The sequence below is a fragment of the Streptomyces sp. NPDC027189 genome (assembly GCF_055566975.1).
On the sequence record NZ_JBVHRI010000001.1, the window covers coordinates 519,144 to 533,762 of the forward strand.

Annotated in this window: 11 protein-coding genes; 4 read left to right on the forward strand and 7 right to left on the reverse strand. The window is 69.4% G+C overall.

Translation table 11 applies throughout. The annotated features are described in order from the left end of the window. Window positions 1–68: 68 nt before the first annotated feature. The 3 genes from ACZ4RZ_RS02375 to ACZ4RZ_RS02385 are packed head-to-tail and all read left to right on the forward strand — an operon-like array spanning window position 69 to window position 3,113. Window positions 69–1,685: an MFS transporter gene (locus tag ACZ4RZ_RS02375; protein WP_467741211.1), complete on the forward strand. Its 1,617-nt coding sequence runs from the start codon at window positions 69–71 to the stop codon at window positions 1,683–1,685. Next, a complete protein-coding gene (locus tag ACZ4RZ_RS02380) occupies window positions 1,682–2,377 on the forward strand; it encodes a TetR/AcrR family transcriptional regulator (RefSeq protein ID WP_467741212.1) in 696 nt (231 codons plus the stop codon). Before ACZ4RZ_RS02375 ends, ACZ4RZ_RS02380 begins: the two co-directional genes overlap by 4 nt. 4 nt (window positions 2,378–2,381) lie before the next feature. After that, on the forward strand, window positions 2,382–3,113 hold the full coding sequence (locus tag ACZ4RZ_RS02385) for a Mut7-C RNAse domain-containing protein (protein ID WP_467741213.1): 732 nt from the start codon (window positions 2,382–2,384) through the stop codon (window positions 3,111–3,113). Between the two features lie 95 nt (window positions 3,114–3,208). Here the strand turns inward: ACZ4RZ_RS02385 and ACZ4RZ_RS02390 are convergent, their stop codons facing one another. The 7 genes from ACZ4RZ_RS02390 to ACZ4RZ_RS02420 form a co-directional block, all read right to left on the reverse strand. Beyond that, complete coding sequence (locus tag ACZ4RZ_RS02390) at window positions 3,209–4,477, reverse strand: glycosyltransferase 87 family protein (protein ID WP_467741215.1); 1,269 nt, start codon at window positions 4,475–4,477, stop codon at window positions 3,209–3,211. A 275-nt stretch (window positions 4,478–4,752) separates the two neighbouring features. Further along, window positions 4,753–7,176, reverse strand: coding sequence for a galactose oxidase-like domain-containing protein (locus tag ACZ4RZ_RS02395; RefSeq protein ID WP_467741217.1), 2,424 nt, complete (start codon window positions 7,174–7,176; stop codon window positions 4,753–4,755). Then, the gene (locus ACZ4RZ_RS02400) at window positions 7,173–8,375 is read right to left on the reverse strand and encodes a glycosyltransferase (protein WP_467741218.1); all 1,203 of its coding nucleotides are present in this window, start codon (window positions 8,373–8,375) and stop codon (window positions 7,173–7,175) included. The genes ACZ4RZ_RS02395 and ACZ4RZ_RS02400 overlap by 4 nt, the downstream gene beginning before the upstream one ends. Then, window positions 8,372–10,012: an ArnT family glycosyltransferase gene (locus tag ACZ4RZ_RS02405; RefSeq protein ID WP_467741220.1), complete on the reverse strand. Its 1,641-nt coding sequence runs from the start codon at window positions 10,010–10,012 to the stop codon at window positions 8,372–8,374. The genes ACZ4RZ_RS02400 and ACZ4RZ_RS02405 overlap by 4 nt, the downstream gene beginning before the upstream one ends. Further along, window positions 10,009–11,271, reverse strand: coding sequence for a glycosyltransferase (locus tag ACZ4RZ_RS02410; RefSeq protein WP_467741222.1), 1,263 nt, complete (start codon window positions 11,269–11,271; stop codon window positions 10,009–10,011). Before ACZ4RZ_RS02410 ends, ACZ4RZ_RS02405 begins: the two co-directional genes overlap by 4 nt. Window positions 11,272–11,461: 190 nt before the next feature. Beyond that, window positions 11,462–13,498, reverse strand: coding sequence for a thioredoxin domain-containing protein (locus ACZ4RZ_RS02415; RefSeq protein WP_467741224.1), 2,037 nt, complete (start codon window positions 13,496–13,498; stop codon window positions 11,462–11,464). Next, a complete protein-coding gene (locus tag ACZ4RZ_RS02420) occupies window positions 13,479–14,078 on the reverse strand; it encodes an ArsR/SmtB family transcription factor (RefSeq protein WP_467741226.1) in 600 nt (199 codons plus the stop codon). The genes ACZ4RZ_RS02415 and ACZ4RZ_RS02420 overlap by 20 nt, the downstream gene beginning before the upstream one ends. Before the next feature lie 93 nt (window positions 14,079–14,171). Between ACZ4RZ_RS02420 and ACZ4RZ_RS02425 the strand changes: the two genes are divergently transcribed. Beyond that, window positions 14,172–14,555 (forward strand): hypothetical protein, encoded by a 384-nt coding sequence (locus ACZ4RZ_RS02425; RefSeq protein ID WP_467741228.1) that lies wholly within the window; start codon window positions 14,172–14,174, stop codon window positions 14,553–14,555. Window positions 14,556–14,619 lie beyond the last annotated feature (64 nt).

The window sequence follows — 14,619 nt, forward strand, 5'->3', positions numbered from 1 at the left end:
GCGGCACTGACAATGAACCCGACCGAACAGATTGACAGACACAATCTTTTGAGAGTTACTCTCATTTCATGGTGACTCTCACTCAGGGCGGCGCCGAACGGCGCGACCCGCGCCGCTGGTGGGCCCTTGGGGCCCTGGTCGCGTGCATGCTCGTGCTGGGTTTCGACATGACGATCCTCAGTGTGGCGCTGCCGACGATGGCCCGTGACCTGGGCGCGTCCACCGGCCAGCAGCAGTGGATGGCGGACGCGTACGTCGTGGTCTTCGCCTCACTGATGCTTCCGGCGGGCCTGCTCGGCGACCGCTTCGGACGGCGCCGGATGCTCATCACGGGCCTCGGCATCTTCCTGGCCGGCTCCCTGGTCGGCGCGCTCGTCGACGACGTCACCCCGGTGATCGTCGCCCGCGCCCTGATGGGTGTCGGCGGCGCGCTCGTGATGCCGCTCGCGATGGCCGTGCTGCCCTCGCTGTTCGGTCCCGACGAGCGCACCAAGGCCGTGGGCGCGGTCTCCGCCGCCTCCGCCCTCGGTCTGCCGCTCGGCCCGATCGTCGGCGGCTGGCTGCTCGACCACTTCTGGTGGGGCTCGGTCTTCCTGGTCAACGTGCCGATGGCCGCCATCGGCATCGCCGCCTGCGTCTTCCTGCTCCCCGAGACCCTCCCCCACTCTCAACTTCGTTCGAGCGGGGGGACCCCCATCCCGGCCTCGCCCAAGGTCGACGCCGTCTCCACCGGGCTCACCGCGGCCGGCCTCAGCATCCTGATCTACGCGATCGTCGAGGCCCCGCACCGCGGCTGGGGCGACCCGCTGATCCTCGGCTTCCTCGCGGCCGCGATCGTCCTGGTCGCACTGCTCGTCATCCGCGAACGCCGCAGCGTACGCCCGATGCTGGACCTCTCCCTCCTCGCCCAGCGCGGCTTCCTGCTCAACATGCTCGCCGCGACCCTCGTCATGTTCGTGCTCTCCGGGCTGATGTTCGTGCTGCCGCAGTATCTGCAGGCGGTGCTCGGGCACGACGCGTTCGCCACCGGAGTGCGGATGCTGCCGATGATGGGCGGACTGCTGATCGCCTCCAGGGGTGCCGGGCCACTGCTGACGAAGTTCGGACCGCGCGCGGTGATCAGCGCCGGGCTCGTCGCCCTCGCCTTCGCCGCGATACTCGGCAGCCGTACGTCCGTCGACGACGGCTACGGCTTCACCGCCCTGTGGCTGTCCATCGCCGGGCTCGGCTTCGGCTTCGCCGTGGTCCCGGCGATGTCCGCCGCCCTCGGCGCCCTGCCCCGCGACCGCGCCGGCAGCGGCTCCGGGCTGCTCATGACGGTGCGCCAGGTGGGCGGCGCGATCGGCATCGCCCTGCTGGGCTCGCTCCTCGCAAGCGCGTACAGCGACCGGCTGGACACCTCCGGCCTGCCGCACGCGGTCGCGGGCGCCGCCTCCGACTCGGTGGTCGGCGCCCATGTGGTAGCCGCGCGGCTCGGGGACCACGCGCTCGCCGCCTCCGCGGACGCCTCGTACATCCACGGCATGGACCTGGTTCTGCTGGTCAGCGGGATCGCGGCGCTCGTCACCGCGCTGCTGGCCGCCGCGCTGCTGCCGAACCCTGAACCGGCCCCCGACGCCGCGCCCGGCCGCACCCCCGAGGAGGACACCGACATGGCCCCGTCCCCCGCGGATGCCGGACAATGAGCACCATGGCCGCCACCGCACACAGCTCCACTCCCGCCGCGGTGCCCCAGCCGGGGCTCCGCGAGCGGAAGAAGATGAAGACCCGGATCGCGATCCGCGACGCGACGTACCGACTGATCCAGGAGCAGGGGTACGACGCGACGACCATCGAGCAGATCGCGGAGGCGGCCGAGGTCTCCCCGTCCACGGTGTTCCGTTACTTCCCGACCAAGGAGGACATCGTCCTCACGGACGAGTACGACCCGGTCCTCGAGCAGGAGCTGCGGGCGCGGCCCGCGGACGAGCCGTGGTTCGACTCCCTGCGGCACGTGTTGCAGAAGGCCATCGGCCTCGGGAACACCGAGGAACCCGAGGTGACCCGGCTGCGGACCCGGCTGATGGTCGAGGTCCCCGCGGTGCGCTCCCGGATGATGGAGAGCATGTCGGTCACCGGCCGCCTGCTGTGCCGGGCCATCGGGGAGCGCGTCGGCCGGGACCCGGAGAGTCTCGAAGTACGCGTCTTCGCGATGTCGCTGATCGGCGGCCTGATGGAGACCTCCCTGTACTGGGCCGAGGGCGGCCACCAGGAGGACTTCGCCGACGTCGTCGACCGCGCGGTGGACGTCCTGGAACACGGCCTGACCGCCACGGCCCGCACCATGCCCACCCCCGGAAACCCGGAGGCCGCAGGCACCCCCCGCATGACATCCTGACCATGTGAACGGACCGGAGATCCACGTCGAATTCGCCCCCGAACTGGGGCTGTTCGTCCCGCACAGGCGACGCACCGGTGCCACCCAGGTCGGCACCGACGGTTCCTCCACGCTCGGCCATGTCATCGAGTCACTGGGCGTCCCGCTGACGGAGGTCGGCGCCCTGGTCGTGGACGGCCGGGAGGTGCCGTTCGCGCACATCCCGGCGGCCGGAGAGACCGTGCAGGTCCGTACGGTCGAGCGCCCGCAGCGGGTCCCGGGGGCCCCGCTCCGCTTCCTCCTCGACGTCCACCTCGGCACGCTCGCCCGCCGCCTGCGCCTGCTCGGCGTCGACACGGCGTACGAGTCCACGGACATCGGCGACCCGGCCCTCGCCGCCCGTTCGGCGGCCGAGCGACGCGTGATGCTCAGCCGCGACCGCGGACTGCTGCGCCGCCGCGAGCTGTGGGCGGGCGCGTTCGTGTACAGCACCCGGCCCGAGGACCAACTCCGCGACGTGCTCCACCGGTTCGCGCCCGAGCTACGGCCGTGGACGCGGTGCACCGCCTGCAACGGCCTGCTCCGCGACGCCACGAAGGAGGAGGTCGCCGACCAGCTCGAACACGGCACACGACGGTCGTACGACGTCTTCGCGCAGTGCGGCGAGTGCGGCCGCGCCTACTGGAAGGGCGCACACCACGAACAGCTGGAGGCCATCGTGGAACGCGCCCTGACCGAGTTCCCGAGCCGGGCCTAGCAGTGCTTCGTCCGGTCCTCTGATCTTGTCTTGCCTGGTCGGCGACCTGTTGGCGGTATGAGGCCCGGGAGGTGGGACGACGACGGCAGTGGACTTCAGCCCGTGGCCACCGGCTCGTCCGCCGCCTGTGGCCGTGGTACCAGCCCACCTGCCTGAACCGGCCCGGTCCTGGCCGCGGTGGCCGCGGTGCAGAGCGGGCGCAGGAGGAACACCGCGGCGGCTACCAGCAGCCCGTCGCGGACGGCCAGCATGACGACAGCGGACCAGGTGCTGTTGATGACGCTCCAGTAGGTACACGGGTAGAGGACCAAGGTGAAACCGCACGCCGCGAGGATCATGCGGGCCGGAATCCGCAGCCCTGAGGTCCGCCAGCTGGTGCCGACGGCGGCGAGTCCCACGGCCCAGATCATGAACTGAGGGCTGAAGACCCGGCTGGTGAAGATGCAGAGCAACACAGCGGCGAGACCCAGGACGCACGGCGCGGCGCCCGTGAAGAAGCTCGCCGGAAGGCGCAACCTCAGCCACACCAGCCCGGCCAGTCCCAGGACATTCAGTACCAGGAGTGCGTGCGCCACAAGGTCTACGTACGGCCCCGTGAACTCCATCGCGCCATAGGCCATCTCCGCCTGCCCCGGCCAGCCGAAGTGGCGGGCCACATGGAAGGGCAGCGCGCCGAACGACTCGATCTGGAGACCACGATCCCGCTGCTCGGAGAGGAAGGACCACGCCCCTGGCAGGGCGGCGCCGAGCGCCAGGCAGAGACCGGCCGCGGCTCCCAGGGCCCGCTTCCACGCCGCACGCATGGCCCCTCCCGACCCGACCCCCAGCAGCACAAGCACCGGCCAGAGCTTCATGGTTGCCCCGACGCCGACCAGGGCACCCCCGACTCGGGCACGGGTGGGCAGCCAGAGCAGAGCGGCCACGCAGATGCCCGTGACCGTCATGTCCAGGCGTGCGTAGGGCATCGACCCGAGCAGCGGGATGCCGATCGTCCAGACCCAGGCGCCCATCATGCTGCGCCCCTCTCGACGGCCGGTGCGCACCAGCGCGGCGCACACGGCGGCGTCGACCAGGAAGGCGGCCAGGACGAAAGCGTGCTTGTAGGTGAGCACCGGCAGCAGCGCGGGCGCCAGGACCGCCAGAGACATGCCCGGGGGGTATTGCCAGGTCTCGTCGCCTACGGGGAAGCTCCCGGACTGAAAGACGTACAGCCACTGCTGGTAGATGCCGAGTTCCCCGTCGTTCCCGTCCACGACCGGCAGGGAGACCAGGCCGAACACCAACATCAGCAGCAGCAGTCTGCTGATCCCCCACTCGAAGAGCGGTCCCGCTTGTCGTCCCCGGTCCCGTTGGTGGCCGATCATGAGATTCCTTTCCTTCGTGCCGCGCACCGCATGCACGCAAAGGCCCCTAACTCCGGACAAATGGCGCCGAATGTTTCAGACCAAAGGATGCCGAAAGAGCACGGGAACCCTAGGGGAGCCACCGCTTCGGGGTATGGGCGCCTGGCGCGGCTGCTGCACTTTTCGCCCGTTCGGCGGGCTTGGCGCCGGGTTACGGGTGCATGCGACGGACGGGGAAGGCCACTTGGCCTTCCCCGTCCGTCGCATGCGAGGTGAATCTTGCAGGGCCGTCGAAGCTAGCGCATCTTCCTCACATCACCCTTTCCACAGGCCACCCCGTCCCTGTTCGGGTCGAGGCCCAGTGGGTCGTCCCTGCCGTTGACCTTCAGACGGCCGTAGTCGTTCGCCTTGAGCCAGGCGCAGCGCGCGGCCGTCGTCTTCTTCACCTCGGGCGGGAACACCGTCGGCACACACACGTTGGCCGAGCCGTAGTGCCGTTCGCAGCCGGAGATCGTCGTGCTGACCTTCTGCGAGGCGCGCTTCTTGCCGGGGCTGACGGTCTTGCCCTCCAGGGAGTCGGCGAAGGAGTGGACGTGTGCCGAGGCGGTGTCCGTGGCCAGCGCGGACGGGCCCTGGAGGTGCACCCACTTGGCGACCGACGGGACACCGTTGGCGTCGACCGCGAAGAGCATGTACCAGCCGGGCGGCGCCAGGTTGGGGTTGCTCGTCACGTTCAGGTCGACGTTGTTGCCGTCCACGCTCAGCGGCAGGTCCACGAACCGCTGGTTCGGGTCCGAGGAGTGCGTCACCGCGGCGGGGCGGATCAGCTCGGCCTTGACGATGGGCCGGTCGACGGTGATGCGCTGGGTGTCGCCGTACACCCACTCGTTGTCGATCACCGAAGTGATCGTCGGGCGGGTGCCCTTGAGCAGGTAGGGCGGGGTGTAGATGGACACGTTGTGGTTCCAGGTGCCGTTGCCCGGGTTGTCGCCGGTGGCCATCACGCGGCCGTCGGGCAGCAGGAACGCGGAGGAGTGGTAACCGCGGGCCTCCGGGTCGGCGGCCACCGGGTCGAAGGTCGTGGTCGCCGGGTCGAAGATCGACGCCTCGTAGACGGGGTTGGCGCGGTTGTGCAGGCCACCGCCCGTCTCCAGGACCTTGCCGTCGGGCAGGAGTACGGCGGAGACGTACATCTTGCCCTGGTTGCCGGTCTCGGCCACCTTGCCGTTGCCCAGGTCCACCGTGCCCTGCGGGATCTGCGGGCCGACGGTGTACGCCGGGTCGGCGGCCTTCAGGTCGATGATGTCGGTGAGCCGGTTGGCGTCCGGGTTTGAGTCGATGTTGCCGCCGCCGATCGTCAGGACCTTCTGGTCCTGGGCCGGGGGCAACAGCACGCTCGCGGACTGGTCGCGTTCGTCCTTGTTCCTGAGCCCGGAGACCGCGGTCGTCGTGTTGGCGTCGTAGTCGTAGATCGCCGAACCCGTGCCGGGCGTGCCGTTGCCGAAGACATGGCTGCCCGAGTAGAAGAGCCGCCCGTCCTGCATGAGGATCATCGACGGGTACAGGCCCCAGAACGACCAGGTCTGGTTGACCTGCCACAACGGCAGCCACTTCTGCTCCGCGGCCGACCAGCGCTCGGCGGTCACCGAACCGGACGAGTCCTCGCGCAGACCGCCGAACGAGATGATGTCACCGTTGCCCAGCTCGGTGGCCGACGGATACCAGTGGCCGTCGTTCAGGTCGTTGGTCTTGCTGTACGTCTCGGTGACCGGGTCGAAGATGTACGAGTCCTTGTACCCCTCGTACCCGTGCCCGCCCGCGACCGGGAACGCCTTGTTGCCGCTCATCACCAGCACACGGCCGTCGGCGAGCTGGACGTGCCCCGCGCAGAACATGTCCTTGGGCGTGGGGATCGTCTTGTAGGTGCCGTTCGCCGGGTCGTAGACCGCGCTGGTGAACGTGCCCGCGTTGAACTGCTCCTCGCTGTTGCCGGAGCCCGCGATCAGCAGCACCTTGCCGTTGTTGAGGACGACGGAGTGCATGGAGCGGACCGGGTTCTGCGTGGGCAGCACCGTCCACTTGCCGTCGGCGCACTCCTCGGCGGTGCCGGTGCAGGTGGCCGGCGGGATCGGGTCGGAGACCTGCTCCATCGTGTAGTCGTCGGTGGTGGCGGAGCCGGTGCCGTAGACCGAGACGCCCCAGGTGATGCGGTCCGTGCCCGCCGGGACGGCAGGGGTCCGGACGGTCGCCTGGGTGTAACTGCCCGCCATGTCCAGCGTCTTGAGGTCGGTCCAGTACTGCCAGCCCGCGGTCGTGTCGTGCCGGAAGAGCGTGATGGCGGCGTCGGGAGTCGTCGTCTTGTACCAGAGTCCGAGGTCGTACTGCTTGCCCGCGGTGACCACCGGCGCGCAGGTCGTGTCCTCGGTGATCAGCGCCTTGCGATCGCCGTCGGTCCGGCGGGTCAGTGTGACCTTCATGGCCTTGGAGCCGGAGTGGGAGTCGGCCACGGTGGAGAAGGTGAAGTCGTTGTCGCCCCAGCCGGACTTCTCCCAGCAGTACGGCATGCCGTCCGTGCCGTCGGTCTCGAAGCCCGGGTTCGTGACGAGGTTGGCGGCGGACGCCGGCTGCGGCGAGATCAGCAGCATCCCGGCGGCGAGGCCCGCCACGGCCAGTAGGGAGGTTCTCCGCCGTGGTCGTGCCACGTGGTGCATACGTTTCATGCGGCTCTCCTTGCTGTGCGGCTCCCGCCCGCGGACTTGCTGTTGCGGCGCGGCAGATAGACCAGCGCTTCGGTCCCTGCGAAGCGCAGGACGAAGGTCGTCACCAGGGCCAGTGCGGTGGCGGAGAGTGCGCCCATCCCGAAGCGGTCGACGAAGAGCGCGATCAACGGGATGCGCAGCACCAGATCGGCGTTGGCGAGGAGCGCGAACCGGCCGACACGGTCCCACCAGTGCCGGTGCTTTCGGCGCTCACGGAAGAGAAGGTGCTCGATGAGCAGGAAGTTCCAGGCGACCCCGAGCTGGTTGGCGAGGATCTCGGCCGGTACGTAGTGCAGTCCCGCGGCGGTCAGCGCGTACAGGCCGAGCAGGTTCGGTACGAAGCCGGTGGCGCCGATCAGTCCGAAGACCACCATGCGGGCGACCGGCGTGGCGGTGCGCAGCCCGACGAGGTGGCGCAGGAACCGGAAGCCCTCCTGCGCGGTCGACTTGGATTCGCCCGCGAACCGGTCCTGGAAGACGAAGGGCACCTCGGTGACCCGGCGGGGGCGGCTGCGCACGGCGAGTTCGAGGAGGATCTTGTAGCCGAGCGGCTGGAGGACCTCCGCGGTGACCGCGCTGCGGCGGATCGCGAAGAACCCGCTCATCGGGTCGCTGATGCCACGCAGCCTGCGCGGGAAGAGCGTCTTGGTCAGCCAGGTCGCGCCGCGTGAGACGGCGATGCGGTAGCCGCCCGCGAGTCCGGCGCGGCTGCCGCCCTTGATGTAGCGGCTGGCGACGACGAGCCCGGTGTTCGCCCGCTCACCGGTGGCGACCAACTCCGCTACCAGGGACGGCGGATGCTGGCAGTCGCCGTCCATGACGACGATCCAGTCGGACCCGGCCTCCTTCATCCCCTCGACGACCGCACCGCCGAGTCCGCCGACCGGCTTCTCCCGGTGCAGAACGGTGACCGGGAAAGGGCAGTCCTTCGCCGCTTCGTGGATGACATCGGGGGTGTCGTCCGTGGAGTCGTCGACGAAGACGACCTCGCAGGGCAGCCGCGCGGGCACCGACTCGGTGATCTGCTGCAGCAACTCCCGTACGTTCGCGGACTCGTTGAACGTCGGTACGACGATGGTGACGGCGCCCGGCTCGGGTACCTCGGCACCGCGTACGGCCGGGTCACCCAGCTCCTCGGGAACAGTGGACTCGTAGCTCATCGGGACCCTCCCACGGGCTCGATGCGGCGGATCTCGATGCGGTCCTCGCCCTTGCCGAAGGTGGCCACCGGCGTCGAATGCTCGATCGCCGCCTTGACGTTGGGCAGGTCGACCGCGTCGCGGCGTACCGTCGGGGAGGCCACGACGTAGTCGAGGTCCTTCCAGCCGCGCGGCATCGTCTTGGTCACGGCGGGGTCGAGGTCGGCCTTGTAGAACCAGATGACGCCGAGCCCCGGCCGGTAGCCGTCGTGGACGAGGTCGAGCCAGAGGGCGTCGTCGACGAGGACGCGGGTGTCCTTCGGGTCCTCCACCTCGGTCTTCAGCCACGAAGAGGCCGCCCGGTAGGGGGCGTTGGCGTCGGCAGTCACGGCGGTGTGGTCACCGTCGTACCAGTGGGGCACGACATAGGCGCCGGCGGCCAGCACGAGCACGGCCGCAAGTCCCCTGCGCCCCCAGGTGACGTACGTCTTCTCCTCGTCGCTGCGCCACCTGCGCAGCACCGCGTGGGCGACGCTCGCGGTGCCCCCGGCGAGGACGAGTGCGAGGAAGGGCAGCGCCTGGATGACGTACATCGCGGGCAGGTAGCCGCTCGGGCGCAGCGCCACCAGGGCGAGGATCGCCACGGTGAGCGCGGGTCCGGCCAGGGCGCGCGCGGTCACCGACCAGCGCCAGGTGACCAGGAGCAGCAGGGCGCCCGCGAGGCCGCCGAGCGGCAGCACACGGTCGTAGTACAGCCAGGACTGCAGGACGCCGTATGAGCCGGTGCCCCGGTCGAGGATGAAGCCGGAGCCGGGGCGGCTCATCTGGTACCTGATGCCGTCCCAGAGCGAGACGTGTCCCGAGCCGGGGAACAACTCGCCCTTGAGCAGGGCGAAGAGCGGGTACGCCAGGCCGATCAGCGCGCAGGCGGTGACGGCGCCGGTGAGGGCGAACTTGCGGGTGTCGCGGTGGCTGTGCCGCCACATGGTGACCATCAGCGCGGGCAGGATGACGAGCATCGTCTCCTTGGTGAGCACGGCGGCCGCGGCCGCGATGCCCGCCCCGAAGTGGTGCCAGAGATGGCGACTCGGGGACGCGGCCAGGCAGAACGCCAGGAGCGTCCACATCACCGCGATGTTGTCGAGGAAGATCTCGCGCTGGAGCACGACCGACAGCGGCGAGAGTCCGAAGAGCACCATCGCGAGCCCGGCGGCCCACTGCGGCAGCGAGAGGCGGCGCGCGAGGATGTACACAAGGACCGCGCTGATGGCGCTGATCAGCAGCATCGCGAAGCGCATCGAGCCGACGGTCATCAGGGACGGGCTGAGGTGCGCGGGGATCCAGGTCAGCACGGCTATCTGGATCCAGCCGAGCGGCGGGTGGTCGTACCAGTACGTGTAGTGGGCCAGGCCCTTGCCCTGCTGGACCGCCCAGGCCTGGGCGAGATAGGTGCCCTCGTCGTCGCTGAGCGTCGGATAGGCGGCGATGTTCCAGCCCTGGACGACGAGGATCGCCGCGAGGAGCACCGCGCACAGGATCAGATCGGAGCGCGAGCTGCGAAAACGCAGGACCGGGTGAGCGTTGGGGACGATTTTGGGCGCACGAGGCCGCTGCGCGGGGACCGTGGGTGTAGTCGCCGCGGGAAGAGTGGAGGTCACGCAGGAACGTCCTCTCGGATCACTTCGGTGAGATGCGCGCCGACATGACTGGTCAGCTCCCAGTCATTGCGCCCCCGTTGCTCGCGCCACACGGCACGCACGGCGGCGCCCGCCAGCAGCACCTGGTAGAAGGGGCCGCCGACAATGAGCTTCAGGTAGTGGATGAAGCGGACTCGAAGCCCGTACTGCTTGCCGAAGTCGTGGAGTCCGACAAGCTCGAAGGCGAAGGTGACCAGAGCGGTCACGGCCGGCAGGAACGTGATGAAGGCGATGCCGACCGGCACGTCGAGGAAGAGCGCGATGGCCACGTTGAGCGGGATGACCACGCCGGAGACGGCCTGCAGGTACGGCGTCATGAGCGTGTAGCGGGCGAGCAACCGCTGCCCGAAGCTCGGGAGTTGCCTCCAGTCCTTCTTCCGGTAGACCTGCAGGAAGCCCTGGTTCCACCGGGTGCGCTGCTTCATCAGCGACATCAGGCTGCCCGGGGTCTCCTCCCGGGTCACCATGTCGGAGTCGTACGCGACGACGACCTTCTTGCCGACACTGGAGAGCCGCACACCCAAGTCGCAGTCCTCGGCGAGGCAGTTGGGATCCCACCCGTCGGCTTCCCGCAGGACCTTCGTCCGTACGAAGACGGTGTTGCCGCCGAGCGGGATGAAGCCCTTCTGCGCGTGCAGATGGAGCCTGGAGCGGAACCAGAAGAAGTACTCCAGGCAGTTGCGCAGGCTGTACCAGCTGGAGTGGAAGTTGATGAGCTGGACACCGCCCTGGACGACGTCCGCCTCCGTCGTACGGAACGCGTGGTCGACGTGGGCGAGCAGCTCCGGATGGACCTGGTCCTCGGCGTCGAAGACTCCGACGACGTCCCCGCGGCAGTGCGGCAGCGCCGTGTTCATGGCCTTCGGCTTGTTCTTCTTCTCGTGGGTGTCGACGACGACGCGGACGCGCGGGTCGCGCTCCTCGGCGGCCCGGGCGACCGCGGTCGTCTCCGGGTCGTCGTGGCCGACGATCACGATGATCTCGAAATCGGTGTGGCTGGACTCCAGCAACCGCTGGATCGTGTGGTCGAGCACGGCCTGCTCGTGCCGCGCGGGCAGCAGCAGCGAGAAGGACAGGCTCTCACCGCCGTCCGGACTGCTGAACCGGGTGGAGGCCAGCACTTCGGGCGTACGCCACGCGTGCATCTGCCACCACAAGGTGAAGGCTGCCATCCAGAAGAGCGCCAGAGAAACGGCAACGATGAAGACAGACGTGAGCAACAGATCCCCCCAGATCCCCAAAACCCCCTGTCGCGACAGCGAGTCACACCTGCCGCGCCACCGTGGAGAGACTAAGTGGGAGCTGTGAAGCCTATGGGTTGTTCAGATAAATAGAATGTTTCGGAATCCTCAGTCAAAGAAGGGGATGTATCCGGCTACGTCGGGGGTTTCCGGTCCAGGGGTGACTGTTTCAGACGGCGTTTGCGCTGCCGAGCGCGTCCTTCAGCCGCTGGACATCCGTTGTCGGCGCGTCACATGTGAAGTTACGGCAGACATACGCGGCCGACTTTCCGTCAACCAGCGGGCGACCGGCGAGCAGTGGCAGCTCGTCACTCGCCGGCACTCCCACGGCGACGACGGCGCCCGGGGCGGTGCCCAGAAGTGCCGCACGGTGCAGGACCCTGGTGGCCGGATCGTCGGCCGGCCCCACGATCGCGACCTCGCGCGGCCCGTCGAGGAGCGCCTCGGCGACCGCCAGACCCCAGCCGATGAAGCGGGGCGCGCGCGGACCGAGCGCCTTCACCACACCCAACGCCCGCTCGGCGGCGGTGCGATGGGGTTCGGCGCCGGTCTGGGCGGCATAGCTCAGCAGCGCACCGGCCGCCGCGCTCCAGCCGGAGGGCGTGGCGTTGTCGGTCGGATCCTGTGGTCGGCGGATCAGCTGCTCGGCGTCGGCCGCCGTGTCGTAGAGCGCACCCGACTCGGAGTCGGTGAACTGCGCGATCACGTGGTCGAGCAGGAATCCGGCGAATTCCAGCCAGACACCTTCCCCGGTGACGGACGCGAGCGCGAGGAAGCCCTCGGCGACATCCGCGTAGTCCTCCAGCACTCCTGTGTTCGCGCCGACTTGACCGTCCTTGCTGGTACGGGCGAGGCGCGCGCGATCGTCCATGTGCAGCCGTACGAGGAGGTCGGCGGCGCCGATCGCGGCGTCCACGAGGTCGGGGCGCTCGAAGTAGGCGCCGGTCTCCGCGAGGGCGGCGACGGTGAGCCCGTTCCAGGCGGCGACCACCTTGTCGTCGCGGCCCGGGGCGGGGCGCTCGGCGCGCGCGGCGAGCAGCCGCTCGTGGATGGAGGCGATCTTCTCGGCGTCGAACACGCCTTCGTGCTGCGGGAGTTGGAGGACGGACGCACCCTCCTCGAAGGTGCCCTCCTCGGTCACCTCGAAGTACTGGGCGGCGAGTTCGGCGTCGTCGCCGAGGACTTCACGGAGCTGCTCGGGCGTCCATACGTAATACGCGCCCTCGACATGCCTGCCGGTCCCGTCGTCGCTGTCGGCGTCGAGGGCGGAGGCGAACCCGCCCTCGTTGGTGCGCAGTTCACGCACCATGAAGTCGGCGGTTTCGAGGGCGACGCGGCGGGCGAGCTCGGAGCCGGTGGCACGCCAGAGATGTGCGTAGACACGGCACAGCAGGGCGTTGTCGTACAGCATCTTCTCGAAGTGGGGCACGATCCAGTCGCGGTCGACGGAGTACCGGGCGAAACCGCCGCCGAGCTGGTCGTAGATGCCGCCGCGGGCCATGCGCTCGCAGGTGTCCTGCGCCATCTGCAGGGCGCCCTCGGAGCCGGTCCGCGCGTGGTGCCGCAGCAAGAACTCGATCACCATGGACGGCGGGAACTTGGGCGCCCCGCCGAATCCGCCGCGCGCGGCGTCGTACTCCCGGGTGAGCCCGAGGAGCGCACCGGCCAGCTCCTTCCCGCCGGGCACCTGGTCGTCACCGAAGCTCATCTCCCGCCCGGCGAGATCCCGCACGATCTTGCCCGCGACCTCGGCGACCTCGTCCCGCCGGTCGTTCCAGGCGTTGTGCACGCCCTCCAGGACCTGCCGGAAGGCGGGCATGCCGTGACGGGGTGCGGGCGGGAAATAGGTACCGAAGTAGAAGGGCTCGGCGCCCGGCGTGAGGAACACGGTCATGGGCCAGCCGCCCTGCCCGGTCGCCGCCTGCACGGCCTCCATGTACACGGCGTCGACGTCCGGTCGCTCCTCGCGGTCGACCTTGACGCTCACGAAGTGCTCGTTCAGATACGTGGCGGTCGCCTCGTCCTCGAAGGACTCGTGCGCCATGACGTGGCACCAGTGGCAGCTGCTGTAGCCGACGCTCAGCAGCACCGGCACATTGCGTTTGCGGGCCTCGTCGAAGGCCTCGGCCGACCAGGGCCACCAGTCGACGGGGTTGTCGGCGTGCTGGAGGAGGTACGGGGACGTCTCATGGGCCAGTCGGTTCACTCTCCCACTCTCCCACGGTGTCCGGGACCGCGTAGAAGCGCAGGTGCACCGGGCGTGCCCCGGCGGGGGCATCTTCACGACAGTGGCCGTACCGGTCCAGGAGCGCCCGGTACTCGCGTACGAAGTCGAGGAGTTCGTCCCTGGTCATCCAGTTGCCGGAGCGCTGGACCTGGGCCCACCCCTCCGGGCCCGCGTACTCCTGGTGGGCGCGGAGATAGAGCTCGGTGTCCATCTCGATCTTCAGCAGCGCCACGCCCTCGGCGGCGGCGTACTCCTCGGCGGTCATCGTGGCCGGATCGGGTGTGGTGTGGCTGAACGGGAGCGCCCGCCACCAGCGTTCCCGGCCGCCCGACTTCTCAGGGATCTCCTCGATGAGGCGCTGCTCGGCGAGCTTGCGCAGGTGGTAGCTGGTCGTGCCGGAGCTCTCGCCGAGCTCCCTGGCGAGCACGGTCGAGTTCGCCTCGCCGTGCCGGCCGAGGTAGTCGAGGATGCGGCGGCGCAGCGGGTTGCCGAGGGACTTGTACAGGGCGGTGCGTTCGACGCTGGTCAGCTCGGGGTCGGGCATGTCGGGGTCGGGCATGCGACCACGGTATCCCCGGCCCACTTCCCTCCGCAGAGTAAGTTCTGCAGAATTTTCTTTGCAGAATTCTCTCTGCGGTTCTATCGTGGTGGCATGCGAACGAAATGGGCTTTGGTGTTACTCGGCGCCACCGCCGTGGCGCTCGTGCCGTGGATGGTGCTCCTCGTCCGGATGCTCCCGGCGAGCACCGAGGTGCGGAACTGGCAGGTGGCGTGGGTGGGACTCGACGTACTGATGGCCGTGGGGTGTGCGGCCACCGCCGTGCTGGGCTTCCGCCGCAATCCGCACGCCCGGCTGACCGCGTCGGCCACGGCCGCGGTCGCGGTGCTCGACGCCTGGTTCGACATAACCACCGCGCGGCCGGGCGCCGCCCTCGTCCAGGCCCTCGCCTGCGCGGTGGCGGAGGCGGGGCTTGCCTGCGCGTGCGTGTATCTCGCGCTGTCCAAGGGGCACGCGGTGTGTGAAGGAGCGGGGTAGCCCTGTCCGAATGATCGCCGGGCCTCTCGCGTTCCCGTCCCGCACGAAGGACACTCATGGGCAA